This window comes from Actinomadura litoris, from assembly GCF_009733595.1.
Classification (GTDB): Bacteria; Actinomycetota; Actinomycetes; order Streptosporangiales; family Streptosporangiaceae; genus Spirillospora; species Spirillospora litoris.
The window spans coordinates 648,093-663,347 of the sequence record NZ_WOFH01000004.1 but is presented as its reverse complement, the minus strand read 5'-3'; the positions used below and the strand labels follow the sequence as shown (position 1 = coordinate 663,347).

Annotated in this window: 16 protein-coding genes; 6 read left to right on the top strand and 10 right to left on the bottom strand. The window is 75.0% G+C overall.

Annotated elements, in window-relative coordinates; all coding sequences use genetic code 11:
- The first annotated feature begins 112 nt into the window (after positions 1 to 112).
- On the top strand, positions 113 to 1,246 hold the full coding sequence (gene bioB / locus GNZ18_RS14460) for a biotin synthase BioB (RefSeq protein ID WP_156216873.1): 1,134 nt from the start codon (positions 113 to 115) through the stop codon (positions 1,244 to 1,246).
- A 75-nt stretch (positions 1,247 to 1,321) separates the two neighbouring features.
- Here the strand turns inward: bioB and GNZ18_RS14455 are convergent, their stop codons facing one another.
- Together GNZ18_RS14455 and GNZ18_RS14450 are read right to left on the bottom strand one after the other, a co-directional pair.
- Positions 1,322 to 1,771 carry a hypothetical protein gene (locus GNZ18_RS14455; RefSeq protein ID WP_156216872.1) on the bottom strand — a complete coding sequence of 150 codons (450 nt, stop codon included), beginning with the start codon at positions 1,769 to 1,771 and terminating at the stop codon, positions 1,322 to 1,324.
- 307 nt (positions 1,772 to 2,078) lie between these two features.
- Positions 2,079 to 2,915: an oxidoreductase gene (locus tag GNZ18_RS14450; RefSeq protein ID WP_156216871.1), complete on the bottom strand. Its 837-nt coding sequence runs from the start codon at positions 2,913 to 2,915 to the stop codon at positions 2,079 to 2,081.
- Positions 2,916 to 3,048: 133 nt separating this feature from the next.
- Here GNZ18_RS14450 and GNZ18_RS14445 point away from each other — a divergent pair, with 133 nt between their 5' ends.
- Positions 3,049 to 3,738: a TetR/AcrR family transcriptional regulator gene (locus tag GNZ18_RS14445; RefSeq protein WP_156216870.1), complete on the top strand. Its 690-nt coding sequence runs from the start codon at positions 3,049 to 3,051 to the stop codon at positions 3,736 to 3,738.
- On the opposite strand, the gene GNZ18_RS14440 is transcribed toward GNZ18_RS14445, so the two are convergent.
- The 3 genes from GNZ18_RS14440 to GNZ18_RS14430 all read right to left on the bottom strand — a co-directional run bounded on the left by GNZ18_RS14440 (position 3,718) and on the right by GNZ18_RS14430 (position 6,210).
- Entirely contained in the window at positions 3,718 to 5,091 is a 1,374-nt protein-coding gene (locus tag GNZ18_RS14440; protein WP_312874517.1) for a carotenoid oxygenase family protein, read from the bottom strand. The two genes, GNZ18_RS14445 and GNZ18_RS14440, sit on opposite strands and share 21 nt — an antisense overlap.
- 121 nt (positions 5,092 to 5,212) lie before the next feature.
- Positions 5,213 to 5,890, bottom strand: a complete 678-nt coding sequence (locus GNZ18_RS14435) for a permease prefix domain 1-containing protein (RefSeq protein WP_156216869.1) — start codon at positions 5,888 to 5,890, stop codon at positions 5,213 to 5,215.
- The gene (locus GNZ18_RS14430) at positions 5,887 to 6,210 is read right to left on the bottom strand and encodes a PadR family transcriptional regulator (protein WP_156216868.1); all 324 of its coding nucleotides are present in this window, start codon (positions 6,208 to 6,210) and stop codon (positions 5,887 to 5,889) included. The genes GNZ18_RS14435 and GNZ18_RS14430 overlap by 4 nt, the downstream gene beginning before the upstream one ends.
- 72 nt (positions 6,211 to 6,282) lie before the next feature.
- On the opposite strand from GNZ18_RS14430, the gene GNZ18_RS14425 reads away from it, so the two are divergent.
- Together GNZ18_RS14425 and GNZ18_RS14420 are read left to right on the top strand one after the other, a co-directional pair.
- Positions 6,283 to 6,717 (top strand): hypothetical protein, encoded by a 435-nt coding sequence (locus GNZ18_RS14425; protein WP_156216867.1) that lies wholly within the window; start codon positions 6,283 to 6,285, stop codon positions 6,715 to 6,717.
- Positions 6,714 to 6,986, top strand: a complete 273-nt coding sequence (locus GNZ18_RS14420; protein WP_214619170.1) for a DUF3817 domain-containing protein — start codon at positions 6,714 to 6,716, stop codon at positions 6,984 to 6,986. Before GNZ18_RS14425 ends, GNZ18_RS14420 begins: the two co-directional genes overlap by 4 nt.
- Here GNZ18_RS14420 and GNZ18_RS14415 read toward each other — a convergent pair.
- Positions 6,974 to 7,456 carry a MarR family winged helix-turn-helix transcriptional regulator gene (locus GNZ18_RS14415; RefSeq protein ID WP_156216866.1) on the bottom strand — a complete coding sequence of 161 codons (483 nt, stop codon included), beginning with the start codon at positions 7,454 to 7,456 and terminating at the stop codon, positions 6,974 to 6,976. The two genes, GNZ18_RS14420 and GNZ18_RS14415, sit on opposite strands and share 13 nt — an antisense overlap.
- Positions 7,457 to 7,544: 88 nt before the next feature.
- On the opposite strand from GNZ18_RS14415, the gene GNZ18_RS14410 reads away from it, so the two are divergent.
- Positions 7,545 to 9,035: an MDR family MFS transporter gene (locus GNZ18_RS14410; RefSeq protein ID WP_156216865.1), complete on the top strand. Its 1,491-nt coding sequence runs from the start codon at positions 7,545 to 7,547 to the stop codon at positions 9,033 to 9,035.
- 587 nt (positions 9,036 to 9,622) lie between these two features.
- Here the strand turns inward: GNZ18_RS14410 and GNZ18_RS14405 are convergent.
- The 4 genes from GNZ18_RS14405 to GNZ18_RS43655 form a co-directional block, all read right to left on the bottom strand.
- Positions 9,623 to 10,390, bottom strand: coding sequence for an ABC transporter permease (locus GNZ18_RS14405; RefSeq protein ID WP_312874516.1), 768 nt, complete (start codon positions 10,388 to 10,390; stop codon positions 9,623 to 9,625).
- Complete coding sequence (locus GNZ18_RS14400) at positions 10,387 to 11,325, bottom strand: ABC transporter ATP-binding protein (protein ID WP_156216864.1); 939 nt, start codon at positions 11,323 to 11,325, stop codon at positions 10,387 to 10,389. The genes GNZ18_RS14405 and GNZ18_RS14400 overlap by 4 nt, the downstream gene beginning before the upstream one ends.
- A gap of 135 nt (positions 11,326 to 11,460) precedes the next feature.
- The gene (locus GNZ18_RS14395; protein WP_156216863.1) at positions 11,461 to 12,135 is read right to left on the bottom strand and encodes a response regulator transcription factor; all 675 of its coding nucleotides are present in this window, start codon (positions 12,133 to 12,135) and stop codon (positions 11,461 to 11,463) included.
- A gap of 82 nt (positions 12,136 to 12,217) precedes the next feature.
- The gene (locus tag GNZ18_RS43655; protein WP_156216862.1) at positions 12,218 to 13,399 is read right to left on the bottom strand and encodes a sensor histidine kinase; all 1,182 of its coding nucleotides are present in this window, start codon (positions 13,397 to 13,399) and stop codon (positions 12,218 to 12,220) included.
- Positions 13,400 to 13,628: 229 nt separating this feature from the next.
- Here GNZ18_RS43655 and GNZ18_RS14385 point away from each other — a divergent pair, with 229 nt between their 5' ends.
- Positions 13,629 to 15,218: an alpha/beta hydrolase gene (locus GNZ18_RS14385; RefSeq protein ID WP_156216861.1), complete on the top strand. Its 1,590-nt coding sequence runs from the start codon at positions 13,629 to 13,631 to the stop codon at positions 15,216 to 15,218.
- Positions 15,219 to 15,255 lie beyond the last annotated feature (37 nt).

Below are 15,255 nucleotides of genomic sequence, written 5' to 3'. Positions count from 1 at the left end.
ACTTCCGGGGGAAAACGGCGGGGCCACTTCCAACCTCCTACAAAGCCGCCCGTCCGGGTTTGTCGGCCGTACGCCTTGGCCGGGCGCCGGGGCCCGGCGAGGATCGTCCACCATGAGCCTTCTGGAGACGATGGCCGACAAGGGACTGCGGCGCGAGCCGCCGACGCGTGCCGAGGCGCTGGCGGTGCTGGCGACCTCCGACGACGACCTGCTCGACGTGGTGGCCGCGGCGGGCCGCGTCCGGCGCCACTGGTTCGGGCGCCGTGTCAAGCTGAACTACCTGGTCAACCTGAAGTCCGGGCTGTGCCCCGAGGACTGCACCTACTGCTCACAGCGGCTCGGCTCCAAGGCCGACATCCTCACCTACACCTGGTTGAAGCCCGAGCAGGCCGCCGACGCCGCGGCGGCCGGGATGGCGGCGGGCGCCAAGCGCGTCTGCCTCGTCGCGAGCGGGCGCGGCCCGACCGACCGCGACGTCGGCCGCGTCGCCGACACGATCGCCGCGATCAAGGACCGCAGCCCGGACGTCGAGATCTGCGCGTGCCTCGGCTTCCTCGGGGAGGGCCAGGGCGAGCGGCTGCGCGAGGCTGGCGCCCACGCCTACAACCACAACCTGAACACCTCCGACGCCCAGTACGCCGACATCTGCACCACGCACGACTTCAGCGACCGCGCCGACACGGTCCAGCGGGCGCAGGCGGCGGGACTGTCGCCCTGCTCGGGCCTCATCGCCGGGATGGGCGAGACCGACGAGGACCTGGTGGACGTCGCCTTCGCCCTCCGCGGCCTGGACGTCGACTCCGTCCCCGTCAACTTCCTCATCCCGTTCGAGGGGACCCCGCTGGCCGGGCGGTGGTCGCTGACCCCGCAGCGCTGCCTGCGCATCCTCGCGATGGTCCGGTTCGTCTGCCCGGACGTGGAGGTGCGGCTCGCCGGCGGCCGCGAGATCCACCTGCGTAGCCTGCAGCCGCTCGCCCTGCACATCGTCAACTCGATCTTCCTCGGCGACTACCTCACCAGCGAGGGCCAGGCCGGGAAGGCCGACCTCGACATGATCGCCGACGCGGGCTTCGAGGTGGAGGGCGCGGACGTGCCCACCATGCCCGGGCACCGCCGCGAGGGATCCGCCGCGCCCGAGGCCGAGGCCGAGCCGGTGTCCGACGCGGAACCGGCGCCGGCCGGTCACGCCGACCTCGTCGCCGTGCGCCGCCGCGGCGCCGGAACCGACCTGCCCCCGAACGCCTGACCGACACCCGCGCGCCGACCGCTCGCGAACACCTGAGCCCCGGGCCGGACCCCCTCCCGCCCGGGGCTGCTTCGGTCAGCGGTTGGCGGCGATCGCGCCCGGTTGCCACCAGGTGAAGGAATGGATGTACCGGATGCCGTCGCGCGCGGGACGGCGCCCGTAGGTGAGGGCGATGATCCCGTGGCCGTCCCCGCCGGGCGCCCCCCGCTCACCGGAGCCCGGCAGCGAGGGGGCGGCGTCGCGGACCTCGGTCAGGAGCAGGCGCGCGGACGCGCGGAGCTCCAGCCGCAGCTCGATCGGTCCCCGCCCCCGGACGTTCGCGCGTGCGAGGACGTCGTGGACGAGGGCCGTCAGGTGATCGGTGAGGTCGCCGGCGGCCGAGCCGACGCCCCAGCTCTGGAGGGTGTGGTGGATCGCCTGGCGGGTGTGCTTGGTCATCGCCCGCCCGCTCGGCAGGCGCCAGCGGCCCGTGTGCAGGGCCGCTCCCGGATCGGCTTCGGCACGGTCAGGCGTGGACGGGGTCACGGCGGCCATCCGTTTCGAACGGGCCCGGCCCGCGACGGGCCTGCCGGCCGGTGTCGCGGGACCGTGTGCGAGGTGGTCGTGTCGCCCCTGTTTTGCCCGGTGTCGGCATGGTCATGCGGGCAAATCCCCCGGACATGCGACGCCAGGACGAACGGCATCGAACGGCGTCGAGGCCGCGCGACGCCGGCACCGTCCGGAGCCAGGGCGGCAAGGCGCTCCGCGAGGCCGGGGCCGTGGGCGGTGGGCACGGCTCCGAGTGAGGTGACGTCCCCCTGGGCCGGGGTGACACCTGCCGGGGTGGCAGGCGTCACCCCGGCAGGCGGACACCGCGCTTCATGAGCGCGTCGTAGGCGCGGTCGCGCAGCAGCCTGCGGGTCATGATCATCGAGCCGGACCCGCGGCCGACGCGGTAGCGGGTCTTCGGGCGCCGGGCGGTCGCCGCCTCGGCGATGGCGTCGCCGACCACGGCGGGTGGCGAGGAGATGACGCCGCCCGGCCGCGAGCTTCGTTCCAGGATCCTGGCCATCGCCTCGGCCTGCTCGGCGTAGGCGCCCCGGCCGGAGGTGGCGCGCAGCCTCCCGGCCGCGATCGCGCCCCACTCGCTGCGGATGGAGGCGGGCTCGATGACGACGACGTCGATGCCGAACCGCGCCGCCTCCAGGCGCAGCGCGTCGCTGAGGCCCTCCACGGCGTACTTGCTGGCGTGGTACCACGCGCCCAGGGGCGTGGCCAGGCGGCCGCCGACCGAGCTGACGTTCACGATGGTGCCGGCGCGCCGGGCGCGCATGTGCGGCAGCACGAGCCGGGTCATGCGGGCCAGGCCGAACAGGTTCACGTCGAGCTGGGCGCGGGCCTCGTCCGGGGGGACGTCCTCCAGCGCACCGTAGGAGCCGTAGCCCGCGTTGTTGACCAGCACGTCGACGCGGCCCTCCGCCGCGACGATCTCGGCGACCGCCCGCTCGGCCGAGGTCTCGCTGGTGACGTCGAGGGAGAGCGTGCGCACGCCCGAGGCCGCCAGGCGCTCCATCCGGTCGGTGCGCCGGGCCGCGCCGAAGACGGTGAAGCCCTTCCGGTGGAGCCGGTACGCCGCCGCCTCGCCGATGCCGGAGGAGGCGCCGGTGACCAGGGCTACCTTGTTCGCCATCCCACTTCCGTCCGTCGCCGTGCTCCGCGCGGCCCGTCGCGCCACCGGGGCGCGGACCGCCGAACAGACCGCCGGTCTCTTGCACTCTATCCCCGGACGCATGCAAGAGACCACTAGTCTGTAATGTGGTGCTATGGCCACCTTTCAGCGCGCCAGGACCCAGGAGCAGCGCGAGGTCCGGCGGCGGAGCATCCTCGCGACGGCGGCGGCGATGCTGGGGGAGATGCCGGTCTCGGCGGTGAGCCTGAACGAGCTGAGCCGCCGCGTGGGCCTGGCCAAGTCGAACGTCCTGCGCTACTTCGAGTCGCGCGAGGCGATCCTGCTCGACCTGCTCGCCGCCCAGACCCGCGACCTGCTGGCGGAGCTGGACGACCGGCTCCCCGCGCGCATGGACCGGCCGGGGGCCGCCGGCACGCGGGCCGAGGCGCTCGCCTCAGGTCTGGCCACCTCGTTCGCGTCGCACGAGATGCTCTGCGAACTGCTCGGCGCCCAGGCGGGGATCCTTGAGCGCAACATCTCCACCGAGGCGGCGGTGCGGTGCAGACGGGAAACGCGCGAGGTTCTCGCCGATCTGGCCGCGCTGTCGCGGCGGGTTCTGCCCGAACTCGGTGACCGGCAGGCCACCGAGGCGGCCGCCATGACGCTCGTCCTCGTCGCCGCGCTGTGGACGCACACCCGTCCGGCGCCCGCCGTGCGCGCCGCCTGCGACGCCGACCCGAGCCTGGCCGTCCTCGTTCCGTCCTTCACCGCGGCGCTCGAACGCTCGCTCACGGTCTTCTTCACCGGCCTGCTCTCCGACCCCTCAGCCGCCCTCGGGGGCTGAGGCGATCCAGGAGCCGTGGAAGCCCGCCGGGACGCCTCGCGGGAGGTCCACGGCGGCGACGGGGCGGACGTCCGCCGCGTCCAGGACGAGGAGCCGGGAGGCCGCGCCGTCGCGGGCGGTGGCGATGGCCATCAGCCAGCCGTCGTCCTCGCCGCCCGGGTCGTCCCTGGGGACGAAGACCGCCTCGCCGATCATGGTGTCCGGGCCGAGGCCGTGGGAGACGGCCGCGCCCGTGGCGGTGTCGTACTTGACGATCGCGCACTCGTCCCGGCTGAGGGGTTCGGTGCCGGTGACGGCATAGAGGTGGCGGGCGGGGCGGCCGGACCGCCCGTCGTTCAGGGTGGGGAACTCGACGGCGCGGTCGTCGAGGGGATGTTCGGTCACGGTGCCGCGGCGGGGGTCGAGCGTCCAGCGGTGGAGGTGGGCGCGCCCGACCGGGGGGGCGTCCAGGGCCGGCATCACGGTCCGGGAGAGGACGTCCCACATGGCCGTGAACTCGGCGGGGGAGTAGCGGACGGCGTCGAGGACGATCCGCCCGTCCCGCTCGTGGGCGTTGCCGACGTGGAAGACGAAGCAGGGGTCGATGTCGAACCACTGGACCGCCGCGTCCGGGACGTCGTGCCGCATGATGCCGAGCCGCGCGCCGTACGCCTCGTCCCAGCCGTAGGGGATGGCGCGGTCGAGCAGGGCGCGCTGGAAGGTCATCGGCAGGTCGAGCCAGACGACGTGGTGCTCGGTGACGGCGAAGTCGTGCATCAGCGTCGGGCCCGGCACCGCGACCTCGCGGCTGTGGACGAGGCGTCCGGACGCGTCGAGCCGGTGGTAGGTGAGCAGCGGCGGGCGCATCCCGTAGCCGAAGAAGTGCAGGTCGCCGGTGGCCGGGTCCTGCTTGGGGTGCGCGGTCATCGCGGTGGACAGCGCGCCGCCGAAGTCGCAGGGGCCGACGGTGGACAGGTCGGGCGCGACCTCGTAGGGCAGGCCGATCTCCACGAGCGCGAGGATCCGGTCGGCGTGGTGGATCACGTGCGTGTTGGCGGACGGCGCGGTGAGGTCGAACGTGCCGTCCGGACGGACGAGCGAGCGCCCCTCGAAGGAACCCGTCCGCACCCAGCGGTTGCGGTACCACTCGGCGCGGCCGTCGCGCAGGCGCACGCCGTGCAGCATCCCCGGACCCACCTGGAAGTGCCTGCTGGTCGTCCCGGGCAGGGCGTTGGGGCCGTTGCGGATGTAGCGGCCGTCCAGCTCGGGCGGCAGCGTGCCGGTGACGGGCAGGTCGCGGGCCTCGATCTCGTCGGGGACGGACCTGAGGTAGCCGGGCAGTTCGAACCTCGCGACCGTTTCGGCGTCGATCACCGCAGACCCCCGTGGTCCGGTGGGACGGCGCCCCGTACGCCGTCGAGGCCACCCAGCCTCCGCCTCCGCGCGGCGGTTGTCACCAGGTTTTCGCGGCGGCGCGGCGCTCGGAGGACGGAGGCTAGGCGCGTGCGCAGTGGCGGCAGGCCCGGGCGGAGGCCGTCACCCCGGCGTGCGACACGGCGGTGAGGGCGCCCGCGACCGCCATCAAGGGCCAGTTCGCGGCCGGCGCGGCGGCGGTGAGCAGGGCGAGGGCCCCGATCCCCATCGCGACTCCGGCGGCGGTGCCGGACCAGGCGACGGCGAGGGGCAGCCGCCGGGGCGTCGGCAGCCGGCGGGCGAGCGGGCCGGTCGCGGTCAGCGCGACGGCGGCCAGCAGCGCGGCGGCGGCCGCGACGCAGCCGAGGTGCACCGACAGCAGCCGCAGCGGCCAGCCGTCGCCCGGCCCGGACGTCCAGGTCAGGAACCAGCAGCCGGCCAGGAACGGGACGGTCAGCGCCGCGACCCGGCCGGTGTGCCTGGCCTGCGCGATCGTCAGCTCCCGCTGGCAGCCGGGGACCAGCTCATCGGCCGTGCCGAACTCCTGGACCGCCCTGCGCACGGCGTCCGGGTAGGGGACGCCCTCGCCGGTGTGCGCGGCGACCGTGTCGGCGAGGCCGTCCCGGATCTCCTCGACCATGCGGGCCTTGAGGCGGGACGGGCCGCGCAGCGCGCCCGTGAGGGCCGCCGCGTAGTCCTCGATCGGGTCGCGGGCCTCGGCGGGCCGCGCGCCCGGTGCCGTAGGGCCGGGGGCGGTCATGTCGCCGGGTTCAGGACGGAGCCGATCGCGGCCGTGAACTCGTTCCACGCGGTCCGCTCGGTGGCGAGGGCGCGGGCGCCCGCGTCGGTGAGCGCGTAGCGGCGGCGCCGCCGCTCGCCGACCGCGTCCCAGCTGCTGCTCAGCAGGCCGAGCCGCTCCAGCCGCTGCAGCGCGGGGTAGATCGTGCCCGTGCGCAGCTCCAGCGCGCCGCCGCTGCGCCGCTGCACGGCGGTGATGATCGCGTAGCCGTGCAGCGGGCCCGGTTCGAGCACGGCCAGCAGCAGCCCGTCCAGATGTCCTCGTACGGCGTCCGCCCTCATAGGTAGGCAGCCTACACAAGTTTCGTGTAGGCGTGGTATGTATTGGCAGCCAACACATATGGGGGTTCGCTGATGACCAAACTGCTGCTGTCGGTGCACGTCCTCGCGGCGATCCTGGCGATCGGACCGATCGCCGTCGCCGCCTCGCTGTTCCCGCGGCTCGTCCGCACCGCCGCGCCCGGGGAGGGGACGCCTTCGTTCCTGCACCGGATCTGCCGCGCCTACACCGCCGTCGGAGTGGCGGTCCCGGCCTTCGGGGTCGCGACCGGCGCGCGGCTCGGCGTGCTCACCGACGCCTGGCTGATCACCTCGATCGTGCTGACCGTGATCGCGGCGGGCGTTCTCGGGCTGGCGATCCTGCCGGGGCAGCGGCGGCTGCTGGCGGTGGAGGCGCCGGACCCCGCCGCGGCGGTCCGGCTCGCCGCCGTCACCGGCGTGTTCAACCTGCTGTGGGCGGTCGTCGTCGTGCTGATGATCGTCCGCCCCGGCTCGACGACGGGGGCGTGACCGCCGTGCGCGCACTGCGGATCGCGGCCCTGGTCGAGGCCGCCTCGCTCGCCGTCCTGCTCGTCAACCTCGTCACCGTCCACCTGGGGGCGATCAGCTCGGCCACCGGCCCGCTGCACGGGACGGCCTACCTGGCGGTCATCGTGCTCACGCTGATGACACCGCCGCCCAGCGGGCGCTGGTGGTCCCTGGTGCCGGGGATCGGGGGGCTGCTCGTCCTGCGGAAGTTCCCGGACCCCCGGGAGGCCGCCGAGGGTCAGCCCTCGTAGGTCTGGACGAAGCGGGCCAGCAGGCGCGCGAACTCGGACCGCTCCGCGTCCGTCCAGCCGGACATGGCCCTGGCGAAATGATCCTGGCGGGTGCGGCGCGTGGCCTCGACGATCGAGCGGCCCGCCGCGGTGAGCTCCAGGTGGATGCGGCGGCCGTCCTCCTGGGACGCGACGCGGCGGACGTAGCCGAGCTTGACGGACTCGGCGACGATGCGGCTGCCCCGGGAGGCGTCGACGCCGAGCCGGGAGGCGACCAGGCCGACGCTCATCTCCTGGCACGCGTCGTCGGGGCCCTCGTCGATCACGTCGACGACATGCAGGACCTGCACGTCCACCGGGAGGTTGTGCTCCCGGATCGCCGCCCTGCCGAGCCGCTGGCGCGACATGCCCCGGCGCAGCTTCACCATGCTCCGCTCGACCGCGTCGAGCGGCTCGGCCGTCCCGGGTGACTCGTCCCCCTTCTCGTCCATGGAGGCAGTCTAGCGCTCCGCTTGCGCATCTCATCTATATGCTCTTAGCATCTATCTGCTTTTAGCAGATAGATGAGGGGTGCATGTGATGGTCTCCGACGAGATGGGCCACCGGGACCGGCTGGTGGTGTTCTGGGGGCTGATGCTCGCCGGGCTGATGTCCTCGCTGGACGCGACCGTGCTCGGCACCGCGCTGCCGGCGATCGTGGGCGACCTCGGCGGCCGGGACGGGCTCGCGTGGGTGTCGACCGCGTACGTGCTGGCCACGAGCGTGGCCGTCCCGCTGTCGGGACGGCTCGGCGACCTGTTCGGGCGCAGGGTCGTGCTGCTGACCGGGCTGCTGGCGTTCCTCGCCGGTTCGGCGGCGTGCGGCGCGGCGCCGTCCATGGGGTGGCTGATCGCGTTCCGCGCGGTCCAGGGCGTGGGCGGCGGATGCCTGATGAGCTCGATGTTCGCGCTGACCGGCGAGCTGTTCGAGCCCCGGGAGCGGGCCCGCTACCAGGGCTACTCGGCGCTGATCTTCGCGGTGTCGAGCGTCGCGGGGCCGCTGGCGGGCGGGTTCCTCACCGACCACGCCTCCTGGCGGTGGGTGTTCTACGTGAACCTGCCGCTCGGCGTGGCCGCGCTCGCGACGACGCTGCTGTTCCTGCGGCTCCCCAGGCCGGAGCGGGCGCCGCGGATCGACTACCTCGGGATCGTGCTGCTCGGCGCCGCCGTCACCTGCTTCACGCTGTGCACGAGCTGGGCCGGGACGCGGTACGCGTGGGGCTCACCGGCCGTCCTCGCGCTCGGGGCCGGCGCGGTGGCGCTGTTCGCGGTGTGGGTGCTCGCGGAGCGGCGCGCGGCCGAGCCGGTCGTCCCGCCGAGGCTGTTCCGCGACCGGTCCTTCGCCGTGGCGTGCGCCGTCGCGGCCGTGGGCGGCGCGACCGGCTTCGGGCTGGCCACCTACCTGCCGATGTTCTTCCAGGTCGTCGGGGGAGCGGGGGCCACCGAGTCGGGGCTGTTGCTGCTGCCCATGATGCTCGGCCTGCTCGCCTCCTCGATGGGCGCCGGGCGCTACATCGCCCGGACGGGCCGCTACCACCGGCTGCCCGCCGCGAGCATGGTCGTCAGCGCGGCCGGGGTGGCGCTGCTGGCCACGATGGACACCGGTACCACTCCGGCCACCGCCGGGGTCTACATGGCGGTGCTGGGGTTCGGCGCCGGGCTGTCGCAGCAGGTCGTGCTGCTCGTCGCGCAGAACGCCGCGCCGCGCGCCGACCTCGGCGCGGCGAGCGCGGGCGTGTTCGCGACCCGGATGCTCGGGACGGCGGCGGGCATGGCGGTGTTCGGCGGCATCGTGTCCAGCCGGTTCGCCGAGGAGATCGGCCGCCGCGTCCCGGCCGGGGGCGCCCCGCCGTTCGAGGACGCCGTCCGGCCCGGGGTGCTGGACACGCTCCCCGGACCGGTCCGCGACGGCGTCGCCGAGGCGTTCGCGGCCGCGTTCTCCGACCTGTTCCTCACCGCCCTGCCGCTGCTCGCGCTGGGCACCGCCGCCGCGACGCTCCTCCGACACGTCCCCCTGACCCCCCACAAATGAAGCCCCCACAGATCCCGCGCCCCCCGCAGGTCCCCCTCCGCCACGCGTTCCGTGTCGATCGCCGGTCCCTCTCCGCCCCGCGTTCCGTGTCGACTGCCGGTCCCTCTCCGCCCCGCGTTCCGTGTCGACTGCCGGTCCCTCTCCGCCCCGCGTTCCGTGTCGACCGCCGGTCCCTCTCCGCCCCGCGTTCCGTGTCGACCGCCGGTTCCCCCTCCGCCCCGCGTTCCGTGTCGACCGCCGGTTCCCCCTCCGCCACGCGTTCCGCGTCGACCGCAGGTTCCGCCTCCACCGCGGCTTCGGCGCCGGCCACGGATCCGGCGCCGGCCACGGATCCGGCGTCCACCGCGAGTTCCGCCTGAGTCGCGAGGTCTGCGCTCACCGCTGGTTCCGCCTCCGTCACGAGTTCTCCGGCCGCTACGGGGTCGCGCCCCCGCGGGTTCTGCCTCCGTCGCGGGTTCCGCGCTCACCGTGCGTTCGTGTCCGTCGCGTGATCAGGCATCCAGCGCCCGCTCTGGGCCCACCGCAGGGCCTGCGGGCGCCGTGTGCGCTTCGGGGGCCGTGGGGTTCGTGTCTGGTAGGGGGTGGTGCTACTTCACCTCTCGGCGGGTCAGGCGGAGCATCCCGATGGCCAGCGGGATCGCCAGCCACACCGTCACGGACGTGGCGACGCGGGCCCAGGCGCCGCCGCTGACGTCCGGGTCCAGCAGGGCGATGAGCGTCTTGTTGGTGTCGAGCCAGCCCGCCGGGCCCCGGAGCTTGGCGACCATCTCGCCGAGCGTCGACCAGAGCGTCGGCAGCAGGAAGAACATGACGATCGCCAGCGGGGTGTTCATCAGGAGCGTTCCGAACGCCACGCCCATCGACACCCAGATCGCCGCGAGCAGCAGCGCGGTGCCGAGGAGGGACATCGGCATCGTCCACGACCCGGACGAGCGGCCGAGGACGGCCCCGGCGGCGCGTCCGGCGAAGGAGAGCAGCACGCCCGCGCACGCGAACGCCACGCCGAGCGCCACGCCGCCGAGCAGCTTGGCCGCCAGGACCCGGCCGCGCCCCGGGACGAGGGCGAACGTCGCGAGGGCCGTGCGCTGCGACCACTCGCTCGTCACCGACAGGATCCCGAGGACGGGCAGCAGCAGCGCCACGCCCGTCTGGGACGCGACGAACATCTCGGGGACGCCCCGCTCGTCCTTCGGCGCCGCGAACAGCACCACCGGGACCATCGCGAGGGCGGCGACCCCGATGAGGACGAGCAGCCAGCGGCCCGCGCGGGTGTCGACCGTCTTGCGCAGCTCCACGGCGGTCAGCCGGGCCAGGGACGGGCGCGCGAGCTCCAGCAGGGCGGTGGCGGCGGTCACAGCGACGCTCCTTCGAGACCATGGGGGGAGGGGACCGGCGTGCCCGATGGCCTGCCGCCGGACGCGGTGAGGGACAGGAACAGCTCCTCCAGGCCGCCCCCGCCCGCCTCGCGGAGCTCCAGCAGCACGACCCCGGCGGACGCGGCGGCGCGTCCCACGGCCTCCGCCGGGGCCTCCACCAGGAACGCGCCGCCGGTGTCCGGGCGCGGCCGGAGGCCGGCCCCCGCCAGCGCGGCCCCCAGCGCGGCCCCGTCCACGCCCCGGACGAGCGTCCGGCCGGGCGCGGCGAGCAGTTCCTCCTTGGTGCCCCGCGCGGCGATCCGCCCGCCGGCGATGACGACGAAGCGGTCGGCCACGGCCTCGACCTCGCGCAGCAGGTGGGAGGACAGCAGGACGGTCCCGCCGCGGTCGGCGAAGTCGCGCAGCAGGCCGCGCATCCAGAAGATGCCCTCCGGGTCGAGGCCGTTGGCGGGCTCGTCCAGGATCAGCACGCTCGGGTCGCCGACCAGCGCCTGCGCGATGCCGAGCCGCTGGCGCATGCCGAGGGAGTAGCCCGCGACGCGCCGCCGCGCGGGGCGGCCCGACAGCCCGACGAGGTCGAGCATCGCGCCGGCGCGGTCCCGGCCGACGCCGGTGAGCATCGCGGTGAGCGCGAGGGTCTCGCGGCCGGTGCGCCCCGCGTGCTGGGCGGCGGCGTCCAGCAGCACCCCGACATGCCGCCCGGGGTTCGCGATGCGGCCGTAGGGGACGCCCTGCACCGTCGCCGTCCCCGACGACGGCGGGGTCAGCCCGCAGATCATCCGCATCGTGGTGGACTTTCCGGCGCCGTTGGGCCCGAGGAATCCGGTGACGGTGCCCGGCGCGCAGTGGAACGAGACGTCCTCCACGGCCGGGACGTCCCCGTAGCGCTTGGTCAGACCTTCAACACTGATCATGCGTCCAGCCTCGCGGGCGGGACGGGGGTGCGGCAGCGGCCTAAGGTCCACGGTGCGGGCTACCGAAGTCGGTGCCCGATCAGCCGCCTGGCCGGGCGGGATGGCCGTCCGGCCATCCCGCGCCGGCCGTCCGGCTCAGCCGGCGGGGTCGGTGATGCCCGCGTCGTGGACGAGCAGCGCGATCTGCACCCGGTTGTTCAGCTCCAGCTTGGTCAGCAGCCGCGACACGTACGCCTTCACGGTCGCGACGCTCAGCGACAGCTCGCGGCCGATCTCGCTGTTGGTGCGGCCGCGGCCGACCAGGGCCGCGACGGCGCGCTCGCCCTCGCTGAGCCGGGCGAGCAGCTCGCGGGCCCGGTCGCGGCGCGGGTCGACGCCCGAGTCGGCGACGTAGGACATCATCTTGCGCATCACCGCCGGGGAGACCATCGGCTCGCCCGCCGCGACCTGCCGGATGGCCCGGACGATGTCGGGCGGCGGGGTGTGCTTGAGCAGGAACCCGCTCGCCCCGGCGCGCATCGCCCGCAGGATGTGGTCGTCGGTGTCGAACGTCGTCAGGATGATGATCTCGGGCGGCTCGCGGCGGGAGCGCAGCAGCTCGGTGGCCGCGAGGCCGTCCAGCCGGGGCATCCGGATGTCCATCAGGACGACGTCGGGGCGGTGCTCGTTCACCGCCGGCACGACCTCCGCGCCGTCGGCGACGTCCCCCACCACCTCCAGGTCCTCGGCGCTCGCCAGCATCATCGACAGGCCCGCCCGGACGAGGGCGTCGTCGTCCACGATGAGCACGCGGACGGGTGGTGAGTCCATCCCGCCACTCTACGGGGCCGCGGGTCCGCGGACCGACCGGTTCGGGCGCCCCGGCGGCCCTGTCGCGGGGGCGCCGCCGGGGTCAGGCGGGCAGCGGCAGGCGGGCCCGCAGGCGGAAGCGGCCGTCGCCGGTCCGGCCGTGCTCCAGCGTCCCGCCGAGCGTGTGGACCCGCTCGCCCAGTCCGACCAGCCCGGCCCCGGCGCCGGGCAGCGGACGCGGCGGCGGGCCCGGCGGCAGCGGGTTGGAGACCTCGATGGCCAGCGCCGTGCCGCCGGGGAGGTCCAGCGCGACCCGCACGTGGGCGCCGGGAGCGTGCTTGCGGGCGTTGGTCAGCCCCTCCTGGACGATCCGGTAGGCGTGCCTGCCCACCCGCGCCGGGACGGCCTCCGGGTCGGGGACGCGGTCCTCCAGCGTGACGTGGGCGCCGGCCCGCCGCGACTCCTCGACCAGCGCCGCGACGTCCTTCAGCGTGGGCTGCGGGCGCTCGGGTCCGGGGCCGCCGGCGTCGCCGGCGGCGGCGTCCCCGGCGACGCCGCCGCGCAGGACGCCGATGACCTCGCGCAGGTCCTCCATCGCCTCGTAGGCGCTGGCCCGGATGATCCCGGCGGCCTCGCGCTGGTCGGCGGGCGCGTCCGGGCGGAACTCCAGCGCGCCCGCGTGCACCGCCAGCAGGGAGATCCGGTGGGCGAGGACGTCGTGCATCTCGCGGGCGATCCGCTCGCGCTCCAGCAGCCGAGCCTCCTCGACGCGCAGCCGCTGCTCGGACTCGGCGACGCGGGCGCGCTCCTTCAGCGACGCGATGAGCATCCGCCGGGACCGCACGAGCATGCCCGAGCTCAGCAGCACCGCGTACAGCAGCCCGAACACGACGAGCCCCTCGCGGAAGTCCGGCTCCGAGAGCGGCGCGATCCAGAACTGCGCGACGACCACGGCCATGTTCAGCGCGCCGAGGCACAGGCTCGTCCGCCAGGGCCGCAGCACCGCGACCGAGAACAGCGCGACGGCGGCGGTGCCGAGCACGGTCGAGGCCGCGACCTGCGCGAGGGTCATCGCGAGCATGACGGCGACCGGATGGCGGCGGCGCCACAGCAGCAGGACGGCCCAGGAGACCGCGCCGATCGCCAGGTCCCGGGGGATCGAGATGTCCTCGCCGTTGGGGAGGTCCTCCACCGAAGCCTTGAGCATGAGCAGGCCGAGCAGCACCGCCGCCGCGGTGACGCCCGCGTCACCGAGCCGGTCACGCCATGATCGCCGGAGGTCCACCGTTCAACGCTACCGACCCGGGGCGCGTCCGGCAGCGGACGCAGGTCGCCGCCGCCCCGACTTTGGTCGCCTCCGCCCACCACCGAGGTCGGCCGAACGCCGAGGTGAGGCCGCCGGACGCCCGCCTCCAGGGGGGGCAGCCCCACCAGGCGCCCCCCAGCCTGCCCCACCCCGGCTCGGGTGAGCGCCGCACTGTGCCCGCCGGTCGCGGAACCTAGCGTTGGAGAACATGACACAGGAGGACGTGACACGGACACGATGGCGGCGCGTAGCCGCCAGACGGGCCGTCGCGGTGCTCGCCACGGGCGCCGCGGTCGCGGGCGCCGCCGCCGTCCCGGCGCCCGCGCGGGCGGACGGGCGGACCCCCGGGGCGCACGCGGGCGGCGGGCTCGCGCGCTTCTACGCCCAGCATCTCCGCTGGAAGGCGTGCGCGCTCGGCCCGGACGACGAGGTGGGGAAGCAACTGGACAAGGCGGGCGCGCGGTGCGCGGACGTGACGGTCCCGCTCGACTACGCCAGGCCGGGCGGCCGCACGATCAAGATCGCGATCTCGCGGCTGCCCGCCTCCGACCGGGCGCACCGGATCGGCACGATGATCCTCAACGGCGGCGGCCCCGGGCCCGCCATCGACATGCCGCCCTTCATGCGCGAGGTCATGGGCGAGGCGGGGCCGCGCTACGACCTGGTCGGCATGGACCCCCGCGCCCTCGGACGCAGCGCGCCCGTCGACTGCGGCTGGCCCAGCGGCACCTGGATCACCTCGGCGGGGCAGAGCAGGGCCTCCTTCGAGCGCTCCGCCGCGTTCGCCGAGGACCTCGCGGGACGCTGCGCGCGCGCCGGCGCCGGCGTCCTGCCGCACATCAGCACCCGCAACATCGCCCGCGACATGGACGTCGTCCGCGGCGCGCTCGGCGAGAAGAAGGTGTCCTACAACGGCGCGTCCTACGGCACCTACCTCGGTTCGGTCTACGCGACGATGTTCCCCGGACGGCTCGACCGCGCCGTGCTGGACAGCTCGGTCGACCCCGCGGCCTGGGGACCCCGCCTGCTCGGCGGCACCGAGGTCGCCAACGACCACGCCCTCGTGGGCTGGGCGGACTGGGCGGCCGAGCGCGACGCGACCTACGGGCTCGGCGGGAGCCGCGCCGCGGTGCTGGGCACCGTCGGCGAGATCATCGCGGCGTCCGCGCGCGAGCCGCTGCGCGTGGGCCGGTTCAGGGTCGACGACCGGACGGTGCCGCTCGTGCTGTTCGACAACCTCGGCACCGACGAGGAGCGGCCCCGGGCCGAGTTCGCCACCTCCGTCCAGGTGCTGAAGAAGGCCGCCGAGCAGGGGTCCGCCGAGCCCACCGGGCCGCTGGAGGAGGAGCTGACCTTCCTGCTGACCGGCGGCGAGTCCGCCTACGGCAGCGGGCAGAGCGCGATCGTCTGCGGCGACGCCGCGGCGCCCCGCGACCCGGAGGCGTACTGGCGCGAGATCGAGCGGAACCGGCCGGGCAGCCCGGTGTTCGCGCCGCTCACCCACAACATCAACCCGTGCGCGTTCTGGCCGGTGCGTCCGGCCGAGCGGCCCACCGAGGTCGGCGGGCACGTCCCCGTGCTGATGGTCGCGGCGACCGGTGACACCCGCACCGACTACCCGTCCAACCTCGCCCTGCACCGGCTGCTGGACGGCTCCCGCATGATCACCCTGCCCGCCGACGTCCACGCGCCCTACCAGCGCGGCTACCCCAACAGGTGCGTGAACCGGAAGGTCAACGCCTACCTGGCGACCGGGCGGCTGCCCGCGCGCGACGAGATCTGCCCCCCGGAGTCGTGACGGACGCGGGCGGCGCCCCGGCCGGGGCGCCGCCCGC

What these genes read in the sequence shown, in the direction of transcription:
- bioB (WP_156216873.1), top strand. Translation starts at nt 113, where the DNA reads ATGAGCCTTCTGGAGACGATGGCCGACAAGGGACTGCGGCGCGAGCCG.
- GNZ18_RS14450 (WP_156216871.1), bottom strand. Translation starts at nt 2,915, where the DNA reads ATGGCGAACAAGGTAGCCCTGGTCACCGGCGCCTCCTCCGGCATCGGC.
- GNZ18_RS14445 (WP_156216870.1), top strand. Translation starts at nt 3,049, where the DNA reads ATGGCCACCTTTCAGCGCGCCAGGACCCAGGAGCAGCGCGAGGTCCGG.
- GNZ18_RS14435 (WP_156216869.1), bottom strand. Translation starts at nt 5,890, where the DNA reads ATGACCGCCCCCGGCCCTACGGCACCGGGCGCGCGGCCCGCCGAGGCC.
- GNZ18_RS14430 (WP_156216868.1), bottom strand. Translation starts at nt 6,210, where the DNA reads ATGAGGGCGGACGCCGTACGAGGACATCTGGACGGGCTGCTGCTGGCC.
- GNZ18_RS14425 (WP_156216867.1), top strand. Translation starts at nt 6,283, where the DNA reads ATGACCAAACTGCTGCTGTCGGTGCACGTCCTCGCGGCGATCCTGGCG.
- GNZ18_RS14415 (WP_156216866.1), bottom strand. Translation starts at nt 7,456, where the DNA reads ATGGACGAGAAGGGGGACGAGTCACCCGGGACGGCCGAGCCGCTCGAC.
- GNZ18_RS14410 (WP_156216865.1), top strand. Translation starts at nt 7,545, where the DNA reads ATGGTCTCCGACGAGATGGGCCACCGGGACCGGCTGGTGGTGTTCTGG.
- GNZ18_RS14400 (WP_156216864.1), bottom strand. Translation starts at nt 11,325, where the DNA reads ATGATCAGTGTTGAAGGTCTGACCAAGCGCTACGGGGACGTCCCGGCC.
- GNZ18_RS14395 (WP_156216863.1), bottom strand. Translation starts at nt 12,135, where the DNA reads ATGGACTCACCACCCGTCCGCGTGCTCATCGTGGACGACGACGCCCTC.
- GNZ18_RS14385 (WP_156216861.1), top strand. Translation starts at nt 13,629, where the DNA reads ATGACACAGGAGGACGTGACACGGACACGATGGCGGCGCGTAGCCGCC.